This is a genomic window from Pseudomonas sp. LBUM1653, from assembly GCF_059716115.1.
Genome location: NZ_CP166803.1, coordinates 2578067 through 2593796 on the forward strand (window position 1 = coordinate 2578067; position 15730 = coordinate 2593796).

At 59.1% G+C, this 15730-nt stretch carries 13 protein-coding genes and 1 pseudogene; 9 read left to right on the forward strand and 5 right to left on the reverse strand.

Annotated elements, in window-relative coordinates; genetic code table 11:
• Positions 1-141: 141 nt before the first annotated feature.
• Positions 142-459, forward strand: a pseudogene (locus ACA054_RS11815) (DUF6124 family protein).
• 78 nt (positions 460-537) lie between these two features.
• On the opposite strand, the gene ACA054_RS11820 reads toward ACA054_RS11815, so the two are convergent.
• Complete coding sequence (locus ACA054_RS11820) at positions 538-660, reverse strand: hypothetical protein (protein WP_497689530.1); 123 nt, start codon at positions 658-660, stop codon at positions 538-540.
• A 146-nt stretch (positions 661-806) separates the two neighbouring features.
• On the opposite strand from ACA054_RS11820, the gene ACA054_RS11825 reads away from it, so the two are divergent.
• From ACA054_RS11825 to ACA054_RS11840, 4 genes are all read left to right on the forward strand, one after another.
• Entirely contained in the window at positions 807-1925 is a 1119-nt protein-coding gene (locus tag ACA054_RS11825; RefSeq protein WP_497689531.1) for an RHS repeat-associated core domain-containing protein, read from the forward strand.
• 350 nt (positions 1926-2275) lie between these two features.
• The gene (locus ACA054_RS11830) at positions 2276-2587 is read left to right on the forward strand and encodes a DUF6124 family protein (protein WP_497689532.1); all 312 of its coding nucleotides are present in this window, start codon (positions 2276-2278) and stop codon (positions 2585-2587) included.
• A 242-nt stretch (positions 2588-2829) separates the two neighbouring features.
• Entirely contained in the window at positions 2830-3435 is a 606-nt protein-coding gene (locus tag ACA054_RS11835; RefSeq protein ID WP_497689533.1) for an RHS repeat-associated core domain-containing protein, read from the forward strand.
• A gap of 71 nt (positions 3436-3506) precedes the next feature.
• Entirely contained in the window at positions 3507-3908 is a 402-nt protein-coding gene (locus tag ACA054_RS11840; RefSeq protein WP_497689534.1) for a hypothetical protein, read from the forward strand.
• Between the two features lie 110 nt (positions 3909-4018).
• On the opposite strand, the gene ACA054_RS11845 is transcribed toward ACA054_RS11840, so the two are convergent.
• Genes ACA054_RS11845 through ACA054_RS11860 form a run of 4 tightly spaced genes read right to left on the reverse strand, consistent with a single transcriptional unit; the run spans position 4019 to position 9654 of the window.
• Entirely contained in the window at positions 4019-5473 is a 1455-nt protein-coding gene (locus tag ACA054_RS11845; protein ID WP_497689535.1) for a curlin, read from the reverse strand.
• Positions 5474-5500: 27 nt separating this feature from the next.
• Complete coding sequence (locus ACA054_RS11850; RefSeq protein ID WP_497689536.1) at positions 5501-5962, reverse strand: curlin; 462 nt, start codon at positions 5960-5962, stop codon at positions 5501-5503.
• A gap of 60 nt (positions 5963-6022) precedes the next feature.
• Positions 6023-8272, reverse strand: coding sequence for an Ig-like domain-containing protein (locus ACA054_RS11855; protein WP_497689537.1), 2250 nt, complete (start codon positions 8270-8272; stop codon positions 6023-6025).
• 35 nt (positions 8273-8307) lie between these two features.
• Positions 8308-9654 (reverse strand): hypothetical protein, encoded by a 1347-nt coding sequence (locus tag ACA054_RS11860; RefSeq protein ID WP_497689538.1) that lies wholly within the window; start codon positions 9652-9654, stop codon positions 8308-8310.
• Positions 9655-9946: 292 nt separating this feature from the next.
• Between ACA054_RS11860 and ACA054_RS11865 the strand changes: the two genes are divergently transcribed.
• The 4 genes from ACA054_RS11865 to ACA054_RS11880 all read left to right on the forward strand — a co-directional run bounded on the left by ACA054_RS11865 (position 9947) and on the right by ACA054_RS11880 (position 15639).
• A complete protein-coding gene (locus ACA054_RS11865; protein WP_497689539.1) occupies positions 9947-11395 on the forward strand; it encodes a sensor histidine kinase in 1449 nt (482 codons plus the stop codon).
• 185 nt (positions 11396-11580) lie between these two features.
• Positions 11581-12648: an SCO family protein gene (locus ACA054_RS11870; RefSeq protein WP_497689540.1), complete on the forward strand. Its 1068-nt coding sequence runs from the start codon at positions 11581-11583 to the stop codon at positions 12646-12648.
• Between the two features lie 98 nt (positions 12649-12746).
• On the forward strand, positions 12747-14240 hold the full coding sequence (locus ACA054_RS11875; RefSeq protein ID WP_497689541.1) for a sensor histidine kinase: 1494 nt from the start codon (positions 12747-12749) through the stop codon (positions 14238-14240).
• On the forward strand, positions 14209-15639 hold the full coding sequence (locus ACA054_RS11880; RefSeq protein ID WP_497689542.1) for a sigma-54-dependent transcriptional regulator: 1431 nt from the start codon (positions 14209-14211) through the stop codon (positions 15637-15639). Before ACA054_RS11875 ends, ACA054_RS11880 begins: the two co-directional genes overlap by 32 nt.
• Positions 15640-15730: the final 91 nt, after the last annotated feature.

Genomic DNA, 15730 nt, shown 5'->3' on the forward strand with positions numbered 1-15730 from the left:
AATTGCGTTATGGCGGCTGTGCGCGGGAGGCTTTCGAGTCTGCCGGGTTCCTTGATTCCCGGTCTGCGAACCTGCGTACAGCTGCCACCTTCATCGTTTCGCAGCGAATCGTGGCAGCTCCGTCAATCAAGGAGCTTTTCCATGATCAAGCCATCACCCAATCCCCCCGAATCAGAAACTGCAGACACTGCCGCCAGTCCCCACCTCAAGCCCGCCATCTTGAAATCCTCCGCTCCCCACAATCCCAGCTCAATGTTCCTCATCGCCCCAGACATCAGCACTCAAGACCTGCTGGCCCACGCCTGCGAATCCCTGGCATCCGCCAGCATCATGGCCACCGATTTCGCAACGTTCGTAGACGGACCGCAACGGAGCATGGTGCTGGGCATCTAACAGGTGATCATGCTCGCCGACCTGGCGGTGAACCGAGCGCTGGATAACCTCGATCCGCAGGGCTGACCGCGTTTCGTTCTTCGCGAGCAGGCTCACTCCTACAGGGGGTTTGCGTACAGCCATGAAAAAAACCGCGACCCTCCCTCAAGGGCCGCGGATTTTTTTCACCCCGCGCGATTTTTTCTGCAACACAGTTGCACTGTTGCCCGTGCCGCCCTGGGTGACGTAGGCGACGGTCATGATGTCCGCCTGCTTGATGGTGATCATGTAGTCGGCGCCGAACAGCTGCGTGGTGAACGCCGGTTTGTCGTTGCTGCCTTAGTAAACAGTGCAACTATCAGTTCTGCTAGGTCACAACCTTGGCGTGGTCACAGATACTCAAGCGCTCGGACCTTAAAAGCTCGGAGTCCCCAATGCCTTTCCCTCAGCAAACCCTGCTCTGCCTCTACCGCTACGATCCTCTGAATCGTCTGATCAGCCACACCCAATCCCAAGCGTCCCCGCTCCAACGCTTTTACTGCAAAAGTCGCCTGGCCACCGAAATTCAAGGGGCGCTGCTGCACTCCATTGTCCAGCACGACGACCTGCTGTTGGCACAACAACAGCGCCAGGACGATGTGCTCGACACCACGTTACTCGCCACCGATCTACAACGCTCGATACTCCAGACCATCAAGGCCAATCAGCCACGACATTCCATCGCCTATTCACCCTATGGTCATCGCCGCCCTGAAAATGGACTGCTCAGCTTGTTGGGCTTCAACGGCGAACGACCAGACCCAGTGACTGGGCATTATTTATTGGGTAATGGCTATCGGGCGTTCAATCCGGTATTGATGCGGTTTAACAGTCCGGACAGTTGGAGCCCGTTTGAGGCTGGGGGCTTGAATGCGTATGCGTATTGCTTGGGCGATCCAGTTGGCTGGGGCGACAGAAGTGGGCACAGCATATTGTTGGAACTTGCGTTTCAAGCACAAAAACGCCGCTCAGTAACCAATGGTGCAATAAAAAATTCAACGATGCTTAAATCCATAGCTACACCGTCTCCTCCCAATAGATTTCCTAATATGAAAAACGACTATGAGTTTTCCAGGAAGCTCAAGAAATTCATGTCGAGATATTCTCTGGGAAAACCAATCGACTGGCACAACGAGCCGCTGGAGAACGCACTAAAAAAATTTCCTGATCAGTTCTCCGGGAAAGTTGTGCCTTCTCTGTTTGAACAAAGTGGGAGGCAGTTCACGGGGAATCAATTGAATAGCCTTGTTGAAGTCAAAAAATTACCGGATGCTTTAGTGAGGCAGTATGATGAGTTATTTGGTGAGGCAATTTATATGAAAAGTCGTTATAAAAAAGATATGGCGGACGGCATGGATTTCCTCAGGCTTTCCAGGGGTGATGAACCGGGCATACTTCCCCAAAGGGCCGGAAAGCAAATTCGTGAATCGTCGGATTACAAGCGTTACATCGATAAATTTGGTGAGGGTAATAGAAGGATTCCAGATCCTACAGCGTATTATAGTAAATCCTAGGCCTGGCAGTTGACCTATCTCTCGTGGCTGTCCACGATCCAGGCAACATCCGTAGGAAGAATCCGAGGCTACATCGCCTTGCGCCATTGCCTACAACTACGCCAGAATCCGCCGGCTTGTGCGCCTTGGTCTCTGTCTCTATTGTCGCCGCATCGCTGCACATTCAGCGGTCGGGTTTAGCAGCTCGGTCAATTTCAAGGCGCGCCAGTGTCACCCCGTTATGGTGGCTGTGCGTGGGGCACTTCGGTGCGCCGGGTTCCTTGATCCCTGGTCTGCTAACCCGCGTACAGTCGCCACCCATACCGTTTAGCAGCGACGTGTGGCGGCTCCACTGATCAAGGAGCTTCACCATGCCCAAGCCCAGTCCCCCCGAATCAGCATCCGAAAAACCTGCTTCCCACCTTCATCTAAAACCCGCCGTCCTGAAATCCTCCCCTCCGCACAACCCCAGCTCAATGTTCCTCATCGCCCCAGACATCAGCACCGAAGACCTGCTGGCCCACGCCTGCGAATCCCTGGCATCCGCCAGCATCATGGCCACCGATTTCGCAACGTTCGTAGACGGACCCCAGCGCAGCATGTTGCTGGGCATCCAACAGGTGATCATGCTCGCCGACCTGGCGGTGAACCGAACGCTGGATAACCTCGATCCGCAGGGCTGACCGCGCTTTCGTTCATCGCGGGCAGGCTCACTCCCGCATAGATCTTCTGTAGGAGCTGCCGAAGGCTCGGGCCGCGTTCGGACGATCTTTTGATCTTCTTTGCGCGCGACGAGAAAAGATCAAAAGAACGCAGCCTTCGGCAGCTCCTACGTCAAAAGTGCAACTATCTGTTCTGCTAGGTCACAACCTTGGCGGCATCACAGATACTCAAGCGCTCGGACCTTAAAAGCTCGGAGCACCCAATGACCTTCCCTCAGCAAAACCTGCTCTGCCTCTATCGCTACGATCCTCTGGATCGCCTGATCAGCCACACCCAATCGCAAGCGTCCCCGCTTCAACGCTTTTACTGCAAAAGTCGCCTGGCCACCGAAATTCAAGGGGCACTGCAGCACTCCATTGTCCAGCACGACGACCTGCTGTTGGCACAACAACAGCGCCAGGACGATGTGCTCGATACCACGTTACTCGTCACCGATCTACAACGCTCGATACTCCAGACGCTCAAGGCCAATCAGCCCCGACATGCCATCGCCTATTCACCCTATGGTCATCGCCGCCCTGAAAATGGGCTGCTCAGTTTGCTGGGCTTCAACGGCGAACGACCAGACCCTGTGACCGGACATTATTTGTTGGGTAATGGCTATCGGGCGTTTAACCCGGTATTGATGCGCTTCAACAGTCCGGACAGTTGGAGCCCATTTGGGAAGGGAGGGGGGAATCCTTATGCGTATTGTGTGGGGGATCCGATCAATCGGTATGATCCGAATGGACATGCTGATGTTTTAACTATCGCAAAACTGTGGCGAGCGCGTGCGACCACTAAATTGCAGCAAGGGCAGATGCTGTAAAGGAGGTTGTAAGAACCAATGTTATTAAAGTTGATAACAGAATGTACTTTTTAAAGCCTGGGGTGACTCCAGTGAAGGCTGTCAAAGCACGTGACGATTATGATTATTTGCGGAGGTTGGCCCAAGATGCGCCTACTAAAAACGCCAAGTATTATCATGATTTAGAAAGAGCTAGGTTTCAAAGTGCGCACATGGAAAAGCTAACTGGAATCCCTGCAGGTGATAATGAGCATCTTAAGTTTCTTAATTATATAAAAGGGTATGAGCCGGATACGGGGTCAGCTTTTTCGTATAGGAAATTAAGCGGGGCTATGAGGGGGAAGTATGATCCAAGGGTGCCAATTAGTGAGCGTCCAACCCCCGATTCAGCTAATCAGTTTTTTAGGGAAATAATATTGATCAAAAACCCTGATAGCGCCATGCTCAAGGCTGAAGCTAATCGAATCAGAGACTTACACTTTACCGCTGTTTAAATTTGCAGGTGAACATTATTAGTGTAGTAGTTGAGTAGTCAAACCCAACGCACGGTTCTAGATAAAACCGCGACCCTCCCCCAAGAGCCGCGGTTTTTCACGCCATGCAATTACTTCTGCATCACAGTCGCACTGTTAGCCGTACCAAACTGCTGCACATTCGCCGTCTGCGTCATACCACTCTGGTTCACGCTGGCAATGTTGCCAGTCCCCCCCTGGGTCACATAAGCGACGTTCATGGTGTCGGCCTGCTTGATGGTGATCATGTTGTCTTCGCCATACAGCTGCGTGGTGAACGCCTGGTTGCCGGTGCCTTCCTGGTTGAAGTCGGTGGTGTTGTTCGTGCCGTTGCTGCTGCCCTGGGCCAGGTTGTTGGTGCCGCGCTGGTCGGCGATGAGGATGTTGTCGGTGCCGTTCTGGTCGAAGTACAGCTCGTTGTAGGACTCGGCCTGGCTGACCGTGGTTTTGTTGCCAGTGCCGTACTGGTTAGTGGTCATGATGTGGCCGGTGTTTTTCTGGGTGAAGTTGGCGATGTTGCCGTTACCGTTCTGGTTGACGGTGGCGCGCTGGTTGCTGCCGAACTGGCCGCCCATTTGCGTCAGCGGGCCTTTCCAGTTGCTGGCGTAGACCTTGTTGTCGTTGCCCACGGAAGTGGCGTTGAGCACCTGGTCGGTGCCGGTCTGGTAGGTGAAGTGAATGTTGCTGATGCCCTGTTGATTGAGCGTCACGGTCGAGCTCAGGGACTCGAACTGGTCGGCATAGATCGCGTTGAGGTCGCCGACCTGAATCACCTGGGCGACGTTGTTGTCGCCGAAGCTCTGGTCGACGATGGTCTCGTTGGTCTGGCCGTTCTGGTCGATGGTGGTTTTGCTGGCGACCTGGGTGTCCTGCCAGACTTCGCTGCCGTTGCCATCGCCGTACTGGTTGATGGTCAGGTTGCCGCCTTCGCCGTAGCGCTGGTCGCCGTAGGCATAGTTGGTGCCACCGGACTGGTTGATGTCGATCTGGCCGTTCATGTGGTTGATCTGTTCAGCAGTGGCGTAGTTGGCGGTGCCGTACTGGATGATTATCGCGTTGTTGGCCGTGCCCAGCTGGATCTGTTCGATGTTGGCTTCGTTGCCGTCGCCGTACTGGTAGGTTTTGCCGGAGGTGTTTTCCTGGCTGTCCTGGTAGATGAACGAGAAGTTGCCGTTGCCTTCCTGTTGTTGCAGGACCTCGCCACCGCCGACCCCGATCGACTGGCTGGCATGGCTGACGTTGGTGTCACCGCTCTGGTTCTGGATGATGGTGCTGTTGTTTTCGAACAGTTGCTCGGCGTAGCCGGCGTTGTAGTTGCCGGACTGGTTCTGCTCGATGGTGCTGGTGGCGGTGTCCTGCAGGGCGGCCGCGTCGTTGCCCGCGCCGTACTGGTTCTGGGTGGTGGTACTGAGAGGTGCCGAAATCTGCTTCACATCGGCGATGTTGGTCTCGCCGAACTGGTTTTGGATCGACACGCTGTCGTCGGCCAATGCTTGAGCACTGACTATGACCAGGATGGCGGCGGTGAGGGGCGTCAGTTTGAACATGATGAAACCTCCAAGTGGTGCAGTGCTTTAGCGATACTGGGTGACCGATACGCTCATGCCATTACCTGCCTGGGTCACAGCGCTTTGCTGACCCGTGCCGGCCTGGACAATGCTGGCGTCGTTGTTGTTGCCGTTCTGGGATATCTGCGCTCGGTTGTGGCTGCCGCTCTGGGTGATGGACGCGGCGTTGCCGGAACCTTGCTGGTTGATCAATGCCATCAGGTCGCTGCCTTGCTGCAGGATGTACGCTTCCTGATTGCTGCCCGACTGCACGATCTGGCCGAGCAGCGACTGGCCGTTCTGTTGCAACAGCGCGACGTTGGCCTGGCCGTTCTGGTCGATCAGGGCTTGCTGGCCCACCGGAGGTGGCAGTTCGCCGAGGTCGACACCTGGGGCGATGTCGTCGTTCTCCATCAAATCGTCGGCACGCACGCCTGCGCTGCAGCAGAGCAGAAGCAGGCAGAGCAGGGCGGCGGTCGGCGTTTTCATGGCGTAGTCCTTTGGTGAGAGGCTTGCCCCATCAGCCGAGCTGGCCGATGGGGCGAGGGCTCAGTTCGCGATGACCTGCACTGTGCGCACGGTGCCTTGGGACGAGGTGATGGTGGCTGTCGGGTTCGCCGACGGAATCACCGTGGTCGAGTTGCTGACGGTCAGCCTCCAGCGTCCGGTCAGCGGCACCGTGGTGCTACCCAGGGTTACCAGGCCGGTCGGCGTGGTCACCTGGACGGTGATGGTGTTGCCGGTGGTCACCGATGAGGTACCCGTGAAGTCCCAGTTGAAGCGGTTGTTGGAACGGGCCGTCACTGTGGCCGCTGTCACTGCGAAGGTTTCCGCAGCAGGCCGTGGCGAGACTTGCACCGTGACCGTGGCCGGCGCCGTCGACACAGCTCCGAAGCTGTCCCTGACGAAGTAGTTGAAGGTCGTGGTGAACGCCGTGGTGACCGTGGCCGGTGGGTTGTAGGTCAGGACGGTGCCGTTGCTGGTCACCGTGCCGCGACCGGCCGGTGGTGGAGTGAAGCTGGCGACGGCGAGCGGCACGTTGTTTTCCGGATCGGTGTCGTTGGCCAGCACGTTGATCGGCATCGACACACCCAGGGTTGCAATGCTGTCGTTGACGGCTACCGGAGGCTGGTTAGGCGCCACGGTAATGGTCACGGTCGTCGCGGCGGTCGCGGCCAGGCCTTTGGCGTCCTGCGCCTTGTAGGTGAAGGTGGTGGTCAGTGGAGCATTGACCACCGCTGGCGGGGTGTAGACGACGGCCGTGCTGCCGTTCAACGCCACGATGCCCTGGCCGGTGGCCGGTTGGGTCAGTGCGGTGATGGTCAGTGGGGTGTCGCCGTCCGGGTCTTCGTCGTTGGTCAGCAGGTTGAGGGTGATCGGTACGCCGAAAGTGGTGCTGCCGCTGTCGGCGACGCCAACCGGTGCCTGGTTCTCACCGGTATCCGGTGCCGTACCGACTACCACCACGGCCTCGGTATCGCTGCCGCCGGCGGCGGATTTGATGGTGACGGTGGCGGGTGGCTGCATCAGATCGGAGACGGTCAGGCGTTGCAGCGTGCCGGTTTTGGTCAGGCGACCGTAACCCTGGGCGACCATGTCCGGCACCACCACTTCGTCAGACGAGGTGGCTTCGATCAGCAGGCTGTGGTTGCTCCAGCTGTATCGAGCGGTCTGGACTTTCACCACGTCGGTGACTTTGCTCGACGCCGCCGTTGGCCGGGTGGTGCCACTCGGGTTGGTCGCGGTGACCACCACCACGGGTGGAACGGTGGTGCCCGTCAGGCGATGGCCGAAGAACTGGCCGTTGTTGTCGCCGAGCATGTTGATCAGGCATGGCGTCGGTGGTGGTCCAGGAACCAGGGCCACGGTTTCGCGGAAGCACAGGCTCGAACCATTGGCCGATTTGCCAAAGACTTCCACCCGGGTGCTGCTGGTGCCCGGACCTGAAGAGGTGCGACGGTAAGTGGCGCGGCCGATTTCCACCGGGGTCTGCGCACGGTTGTCGAGAACCTTGCCGGATACGGTGAAGAGGTTGGTCTGGATGGTCCCGGCCGGACCCTGGATACGCAGGAAGTTAGTGTTGTTGGGGCTACCGGTGACAGCCTCGGTAAGGTTCGGATCGCCGACAAAAGTCTCGATGGCGCCAGTGTCCGGGTTCACTTCGGTGTACGGGCCGTTGACGCTGCGCAGAAATGGCCCGACCTCGCCGTTGAGGGCACCGGAGAAGTTGCCCGGTGCGCCGATGCCGATGTCACGGGTGATGTTGATTGCCCGACGGCCCGGTGCGGTGACGTTGACCGTTTCCACGCCGTAAGGGTGGGTGATGGTGTAGACCCCGGCCACGGGCACGTTCACCCGCAGCCGAATCCGCGCGAAGCTTGCCTGGTCGCCGTCGACCGGGTTCTCGGACGCGAAAGCCGCTTCGATCCCGGCCACGTAGGCATCCACGCCATAGCCGCCGACATCATTGATGGTGGTCTCGGCGAGGTACCAGAAGGTTTCCGGTGGCCAGTTATCCGGGAACACCATCGGCAGGGTGTCGTCGAAAACTCCGGGTTCCGGATTGAGGATGCACATGTAGGCAGGCGCGCCGGGAGCACCAGGTGACCGCGAACTCGTCGCCCGCGACTGGCACAGTTCCAGCGACAGCAGATTGTTGTCCTGATACCACATGGGGAATTTCCCCGTGGCAAAGGTGTAGGGGCCGGGGTCGACGGCAGCGAGTTGCGCGAATGCACTGCCGGACAACGATAGAGTCAGTCCCAGGGCGTTGAGCGCCAGGCGTGGCAATTTGTTCATGATGCCTCCTGATGAGGATCTGGGCATATGTGCGTTCATTGCACGACGACCACTTCTTCGGTGTCGCTGCCGCCATTGGATGACGTCACTCGAACCTTGGCCGGTGGAATCGGCGTGATGCCGGTCGACAGGGATTTCACCGCACCATCGCCACTGAGAGAGCCGATGGCGACCCCGGTGCCGGAGGTGGCGGTAAGGACCGGTGGCGATGTTTCATCGCTGGTCGAGGCCACGATAGTGATCTGGCCGCTGCTCAGGCTGTACTGGGCCTGTGAAATCACCACCAGGTCGGTCAGCGGCATGGACAGCGTGGTCGGCGTGCTGGTGGGAATGGCCAGGTGGTTGTCGGCGGTTACCACAAGGGTGTTCGGCAACGTCGGGTTGGTCGCGGACTGGGCGTACCAGTGGCCGGTGGTGTCGGCCTCGGTCAGGTTCAGCACCGGGCTGTTGCTGTCCAGGGTGACGGTGGCCGGTGGCGGTGGCGCCATCACGAACACATCCTGTTGCGCCACCGGTGCGCTTTCACCGGCTTTGCGCGAGTACGTGCTGCGCTCGGCAATGATCGGAGTGGGGCGGACCACCGCCGACAACTTGCCGGAAATGGTCATCACCGTCGTGCGCACATCCAGTCCATTAGGGCCTTCAATGCGGATGTAGTTGGTATTGAAAGGGCTGCCGGTGAACGCCTCTGCCAGGTTCGGATCGCCGATGAATTGATCGGCTTGACCCGTGACCGGGTTGATCTCGGTGTAGGGGCCGTTGAGGCTGCGCAGGAACGGACCAATGTCACTTCTGAGCGCGCCGTCGTAGGTTTTCGGCGAGCCGATGCCGATGTCGCGAGTCATGTTGATCGCGCGGTCTCCAGCGGCGGGAACGTCAAATATGTCTACGCCGTAGGGGTGGGTGATGGTGTAGACACCGGCAGTGGGCACGTCCACCCGAATACGGATTCGGCCAAAACTGACCTGGTCGCCTTCGATCGGTTCTTCAGCGGCGAAGGCGGCTTCGATGGCACTGACAAACGTCAGGTCGATGCCTCGGGCTGCATCGACGATTGAGCCCTCGCCGGTGAACCAGAATGTTTCACCGGGAAAGTTGCTTGGGAAAACGATGGGCTGCGTATCGTCGAAAACGCCGGGCTCTGGGTTCAAAACGCACATGTAGGTTGGCGCGCCGGGTGCACTTGGAACCCTGGAACTGACAGCTTTTGACAAGCACAAGTCGAGCGTTCGACCGTGGCTGTCCTGATACCAGGCAGCGAAGCCGCCGGTGGCTGGCAAATAGGGTCCGGGATCTACAGCAAATAGCGCCGCCTGGGCAACGCCTTGGGCCAGAGCGGTCACAGCCAGTGCGATCGCGGTTTTGGACAGTAAAGGGTGCATGAGTATTCCCTCTATCAGAGTACCTGCCCCTTGGATGTGGGTCAGTTGACAGGTCTTCGGCAACTCCCATGCCAACTGCCGAAAATGTCGGTGCGGGCCCCGGTAAACAGGCGTTTGCGACGTGCTCGAAGGTCGAACGGCAAATCCCCGGCCGGGCCTCTTTCCCCAGCATTGGGGGTAGATGGGGGCAGCAGGGGCATGGGGGAGAGAGTGAGAAGGGAATGGGCCCAAGGTCGGGCAAACTGCGAGTAGTGCGCTATAAACCTATAGGGGTTTCGCGGGAACAACGTCCATGACCACGCTTGCAAAGACACTGGCGTCCGACCAGGTCGACATTCGCTTGAGTGCGCACAAACAGGAGTTCAATCTGCTGCGCTGGTTTTCGCTCATCAGCATGGCGGTGATCGGCACCGTGGCGGTGGCGTTAGGCTCGGTGTCGACCAAGTTCGTGATTACTGAAAGCGTGGAGCGCGATGCCCTGCTGACGTCGCAATTCATCCAGGCGATAGCCTCGGCCGAGGTTCGCCATGTGTCGATTCCCAATGTGCGGACCATGGGCGAGTTGCTCGACCCGCGCAAGGACCGGGACTTTCCCGACGTCGACCCGCTGGCCCGCGCCAATGCCCGGGGCGAGTTCCTCGACCACGTTGAACATTTGCCGGATGTGATCCTGGCCAACATCTATGCCCCCGACCGCATGATCATCTGGTCGACCAACCCGGCCCTGATGGGGACCACGATTCACGCCGACGAAGATCTGGACCAGGCCTTCGCCTCGAAGATGCCTGTATCCGCCAGTTATCACGATGTCGATCACGCCCGCATGGAACAGAAGTTCATCACGCCGCCGGAATACATTTTCATCGAAAACTACATTCCGCTGTTCGATGCCGAAGGCAAGAACGTGACGGCGATGGTCGAGATCTACAAGGAACCCAAGGACCTGATCAGCCGGATGGAACGCGGCCTGGTGCTGATATGGATGGCCACGGCCCTGGGCGGCGGCCTGATTTACCTGGGGCTGTACTGGATCGTGCGGCGGGCGGCGACCCTGCTGGCGACGCAACAGAAGCAACTGATCACCAACGAAACCTTTGTGGCCCTGGGCGAGATGTCGTCGGCCGTTGCCCACAGCCTGCGCAACCCCTTGGCGACCATTCGCTCAAGCGCCGAACTGGCACTGGAGTTCGACAGTGGCCCGGCGCACAAGAACATCAACGACATCATCGGCCAGGTCGATCGCATGTCGAAGTGGGTACGGGAGCTGCTGCAATCCCTGCGCCCGCTCAATGACGACGGCGAACCGGTCAACCTGGTGGCGGCGCTGCACGACAGCCTCATGGCTTTCGAGCAGCAGATCGTCAAGGGCCGGGTCAATGTGCTGTTCGAACCCATAGGGACGCCGATGGTGCTGAGCCAGCAGGTGCAGCTGACGCAGATCCTCAACAGTCTGCTGGCCAATGCGCTGGAGGCTATGGACGAAGGCGGTACCTTGGCCATCACCATGGCGCCCATCGATGCGCAACGTGTTCGCGTTGTGGTCAGCGATACCGGCAAAGGCATGACCGAGGAGCAGCGTCTCATGGCCTTCCGGCCGTTTTTCACCACCAAGCGGGGCGGGCTCGGGGTCGGGCTGGTGCTGGTCAAGCGCATCATGGAGCGCTTTGGCGGGGCGGTGGCCCTTGAAAGCCGCGAGGGCGAGGGGACCCGCGTCAGCCTGTCGTTCAAACGGGTCCCCTGAAAATGGGTGTGAACTTTCCCCGGTAGCGGGTGCCATTCCCCAGTCGCTTTCCCCAATTATGGCACATTGATGTTGATAAGCCATTGTTTTGTAGCGTGTAAATGTTTTGTATAAAACAGTTACAAGTTTGGCCTGCTCCTTGCAAAACCCCCATCACCCCCTTCACACATACGAGGCGGCTGGTGATGGATACCGTACGCTCGCAAGCCCTGGGCATGCACTTGGTGCTGATATTGGTGGCTGGCTTGCTGGCCAGCCAGCTGCTGGTCGCCAATCCGTCCCCGTCGACACCCGCTCCTGTCTCCGACTCCCCTTGGGGTGGCGACTATTTCCCCAACACGCTGCTGACCGACCAGGACGGTCGGCAGGTGCATTTTTTCGATGACCTGATCAAGGGCAAGGTGGTGGTGATCAATTTCATCTTCACTTCGTGCAGCGACTCCTGCCCGCTGGAAACCGCCCGCCTGCGTCAGGTGCAGAAACTGCTCGGCGATCGGGTTGGCAAGGACATCTTCTTCTACTCCATCAGCATCGACCCCCTGAGCGATACGCCCGAAGTGCTCAAGGCCTATGCGCAACGCTTCCAGGTCGGGCCGGGCTGGAAGTTCCTCACCGGGGAGTTCGCCGACGTCACCGAGTTGCGGCAAAAACTCGGGTTGTTCATCGAAGGTGTCGACAACGGCCGCAGCAAGGACCACAACCTGAGCCTGATCGTCGGTAACCAGCAAACCGGTCGCTGGATGAAAGCCTCACCCTTCGAGAACCCGTGGATCCTGGCCGATCAACTGGCCAATACCTTGCATAACTGGAAACAACCGAGCATTGGCGAAAGCTACGCCAATGCTCCAGAAATCCGCCCGCCGAGCAACGGCGAAGAATTGTTCCGCACCCGTTGTGCGTCGTGCCACAGCCTCGGTCCGATGGACGGGCAGGGTATCGGCATGCGCAGCATCGGTCCGGACCTGGTCGGCGTAACCCGCCAGCGCGATCCGGCCTGGCTGAGCCGCTGGATCCGCGAGCCCGATCGCATGCTGGCCGAGAAAGACCCGATTGCCATCGCGTTGTTCGAGCGCTACGACAAGATCCCGATGCCCAACCTGCGCCTGGATGAGCGCTCGGCGCAGTCGATCATCGCGTTCCTGCAGGAAGAAACCGACCGCCAGCAGCCATTGCCCGCGCCCCTGACCCTCGGCGCTGAAGAACCGCAACAACATCACACGATCGCGGCGCCAGACAAGGCGCAGGTGCAATAGTGGCGAAATAGATTTATTGGGCAGTCAGTGACGGTCAATGCCACCTACACTGATCGGGAATGCGCTGAAAAACGCTGTATCAGCAACCAGGACGTCCCATGCAGATACTGGAAACACCACAAGGACCTGCGCCGGATACGCCGGCCGCAGAGGCCAAGGATTGGCGGACGCCGTTCAATCTGGTGCGCTGGTTTTCCGTGGCGAGCTTTTTCATCATTGCCGCCGTGGCATTGGGGCTGGGCTACATTTCCACGCGTTTCGTGGTCGAGGAGAGCATCGAGCGCGACTCCATGTTGACCGCGCAATTCGTGCAAGCCATGGGCGCGGCCGAGATTCGCCACGCCGCGATTTCGCCGAACCGAACCATGGGCGAAATGCTTGACCCACGCGCTGACGCTGCCTATCCCGACGTAGACCCGGGCGCCCGTGCCGCTTCCCGTATCGAGTTTCTCGATCATGTCGAACACTTGCCAGACATTCTGCTGGCCACGGTGTACGCCCTGGACCGCACCGTGGTCTGGTCGACCAACCCCGAGCTGATCGGTGTGCGCATCGACAATGACGAGGAACTGGACGAGTCCTTCGAAATGAAGGAATCGGTGTCCACCAGCTACCACGAGATCGACGAGGAGCGCCCCGAGCAACGCTTGCTGCATGAACCCCAATACCTGTTCGTCGAAAACTACATTCCGATGTTCAACGCCGATAAAAGCAAAGTGATTGCCATGGTCGAGATCTACAAGGAACCGGCGGATTTGATAGCGCGCATCCAGCGCGGGTTCAAGGCGATCTGGCTGGCCACCCTGCTCGGCGGTGCGGTCATCTATCTGGGATTGTTCTGGATCGTGCGGCGTGCGGCCTTGCTGTTGCAAAGCCAGCAGAAACAACTGGTCGCCAACGAAACCTTCGTCGCCCTGGGGGAAATGTCCTCGGCCGTCGCTCACAGCCTGCGCAATCCGCTGGCGAATATTCGTTCCAGCGCCGAAACGGCGCAGGACATCGCCAGCCAGACCGCGCAGAAGAACATCGGCGACATCATCAGTCAGGTCGATCGCATGTCGCGTTGGGTCCGTGAGTTGCTGGTGTCCTTGCGGCCGGTCAACGACGACTTTGAACCCGTCGACCTGGTGCTGGCCATCGACGACACCTTGAGCGCCTTCGCCCCACAGATTCAGCGTTCGAACGTCGAGGTGCGCTTCACGCCCAGGACAATTCCACCGGTCGTCAGCCAACAAGTGTTGCTCACGCAGATACTCAATAGTCTGTTCGCCAATGCCCTGGAAGCCATGCCCAAGGGCGGCGTACTGACTATCGACATTGAAACACCGGCACCCGGCCAGGTGTGCATGATTCTCAACGACACCGGCAAGGGCATGACCAAGCAGCAACAGCAAATGGTCTTCAAGCCGTTCTTCACCACCAAACAGGGGGGGTTGGGCGTGGGCCTGGCCCTGGTCAAAAGAATAATGGAGCGATTCGAAGGCTCGGTCGAACTGACCAGCCAAGAGCAGGAAGGAACCCGCGTGTGTCTCAATTTCAAAGTGGCAACGGGAGGGGAATATGGAGCACAGCATATTGCTGGTCGAGGATGATGAGCTGCTCGCCGAAAATATCCAGACCTACCTGGAGCGCAAGGACTTCGAAGTGACCGTCTGCCACTCGGCCGAAGACGCACTGTCGCAGTTGAGTACCTTCGTTCCGGATGTCGTGCTGACCGACAACTCGTTGCCGGGCATGAGTGGTCACGACCTGATCCAGAAGCTGCGCATCAGCGCGCCGGATCTGAAAGTGATCATGATGACCGGCTACGGCAACGTCGAAGACGCCGTGGTGGCGATGAAAGAGGGCGCGTTCCACTACGTGACCAAACCGGTGGCCTTGCCGGAGCTCAAGCTGTTGCTGGACAAGGCCCTGGCCACCGACCGGTTGGAGCGCACACTGTCGTTCTATCAGGAGCGCGAAGCGCAGAAATCCGGGGTGCAGGCATTGATCGGCGAATCGGCACCGATGGTCTACCTCAAGGGCACCATCGCGCAGTTGCTCGACGCTGAGCGGCGCATGGCCAACACCGACTTGCCGCCGGTGCTGGTGGAAGGCGAGACCGGCACCGGCAAGGAACTGGTGGCGCGGGCGCTGCATTTCGACGGTCCGCGCAGCAAAGGGCCGTTCATCGAGTTCAACTGCGCCTCGATTCCTTCCAACCTGGTGGAATCGGAGCTGTTCGGGCACGAGAAGGGCGCCTTCACCGATGCCAAGGACCGTCGCCTGGGGCTGGTGGAAGCGGCCGACGGCGGCACACTGTTTCTCGATGAAATCGGCGAAATGGACCTGCTGCTGCAGGCCAAGCTGCTGAAACTGCTGGAGGACCGGACCATTCGCCGGGTCGGTTCGGTGAAAGAGCGCAAGGTCGACCTGCGGGTGATCAGCGCCACCAATTGCAATCTCGAGCAAATGGTCCAGCAGGGCAAGTTCCGCCGCGACCTGTTTTTCCGCCTGCGCATCATTTCGATCAAGGTGCCGCGCCTGTATGCCCGGGGCGAGGACATCCTGCTGCTGGCCCGGCACTTCCTGGCGACCCATGGCAAACGCTACGGCAAGCCGCACCTGCGGTTCAGCGAGCAGGCCGACGACCTGCTGCTCAACTACACCTGGCCGGGCAATGTGCGCGAACTGCGCAACATGCTCGAGCAGACAGTCTTGCTGGCGCAACACGACACCATTGCCGCGCACCAGTTGAACGTCTGCCTGAGCCTGGTGGACGAGCCGGCGATGTTTACCCACGAGCTGCCGCCGAGCGAACCGCGTGCGTCCTATAACGGCAGCGAGTCGATGAACCTGCCGGAAGTGGAGCGCGACATGGTGCGCAAGATGCTCGACAAGACCGACTGGAACGTCACCAAGTCCGCACGGCTGCTGGGCCTGAGCCGCGACATGCTGCGCTACCGGATAGAGAAACTTGGCCTGGCACGCCCGGACAAGCGCCAGTGGTAGAGGAGCAGTTGCAGGGCAGGCACGAGCTTAATGCTGTTCACTTAAGACAGCAGGCAAGCAAGAAATTTGTGGCGAGGGGATTTAGCGAAAC

What these genes read in the sequence shown, in the direction of transcription:
- ACA054_RS11820 (WP_497689530.1), bottom strand. Translation starts at nt 660, where the DNA reads ATGATCACCATCAAGCAGGCGGACATCATGACCGTCGCCTACGTCACC.
- ACA054_RS11825 (WP_497689531.1), top strand. Translation starts at nt 807, where the DNA reads ATGCCTTTCCCTCAGCAAACCCTGCTCTGCCTCTACCGCTACGATCCT.
- ACA054_RS11830 (WP_497689532.1), top strand. Translation starts at nt 2,276, where the DNA reads ATGCCCAAGCCCAGTCCCCCCGAATCAGCATCCGAAAAACCTGCTTCC.
- ACA054_RS11835 (WP_497689533.1), top strand. Translation starts at nt 2,830, where the DNA reads ATGACCTTCCCTCAGCAAAACCTGCTCTGCCTCTATCGCTACGATCCT.
- ACA054_RS11845 (WP_497689535.1), bottom strand. Translation starts at nt 5,473, where the DNA reads ATGTTCAAACTGACGCCCCTCACCGCCGCCATCCTGGTCATAGTCAGT.
- ACA054_RS11850 (WP_497689536.1), bottom strand. Translation starts at nt 5,962, where the DNA reads ATGAAAACGCCGACCGCCGCCCTGCTCTGCCTGCTTCTGCTCTGCTGC.
- ACA054_RS11855 (WP_497689537.1), bottom strand. Translation starts at nt 8,272, where the DNA reads ATGAACAAATTGCCACGCCTGGCGCTCAACGCCCTGGGACTGACTCTA.
- ACA054_RS11860 (WP_497689538.1), bottom strand. Translation starts at nt 9,654, where the DNA reads ATGCACCCTTTACTGTCCAAAACCGCGATCGCACTGGCTGTGACCGCT.
- ACA054_RS11865 (WP_497689539.1), top strand. Translation starts at nt 9,947, where the DNA reads ATGACCACGCTTGCAAAGACACTGGCGTCCGACCAGGTCGACATTCGC.
- ACA054_RS11870 (WP_497689540.1), top strand. Translation starts at nt 11,581, where the DNA reads ATGGATACCGTACGCTCGCAAGCCCTGGGCATGCACTTGGTGCTGATA.
- ACA054_RS11875 (WP_497689541.1), top strand. Translation starts at nt 12,747, where the DNA reads ATGCAGATACTGGAAACACCACAAGGACCTGCGCCGGATACGCCGGCC.
- ACA054_RS11880 (WP_497689542.1), top strand. Translation starts at nt 14,209, where the DNA reads ATGGAGCACAGCATATTGCTGGTCGAGGATGATGAGCTGCTCGCCGAA.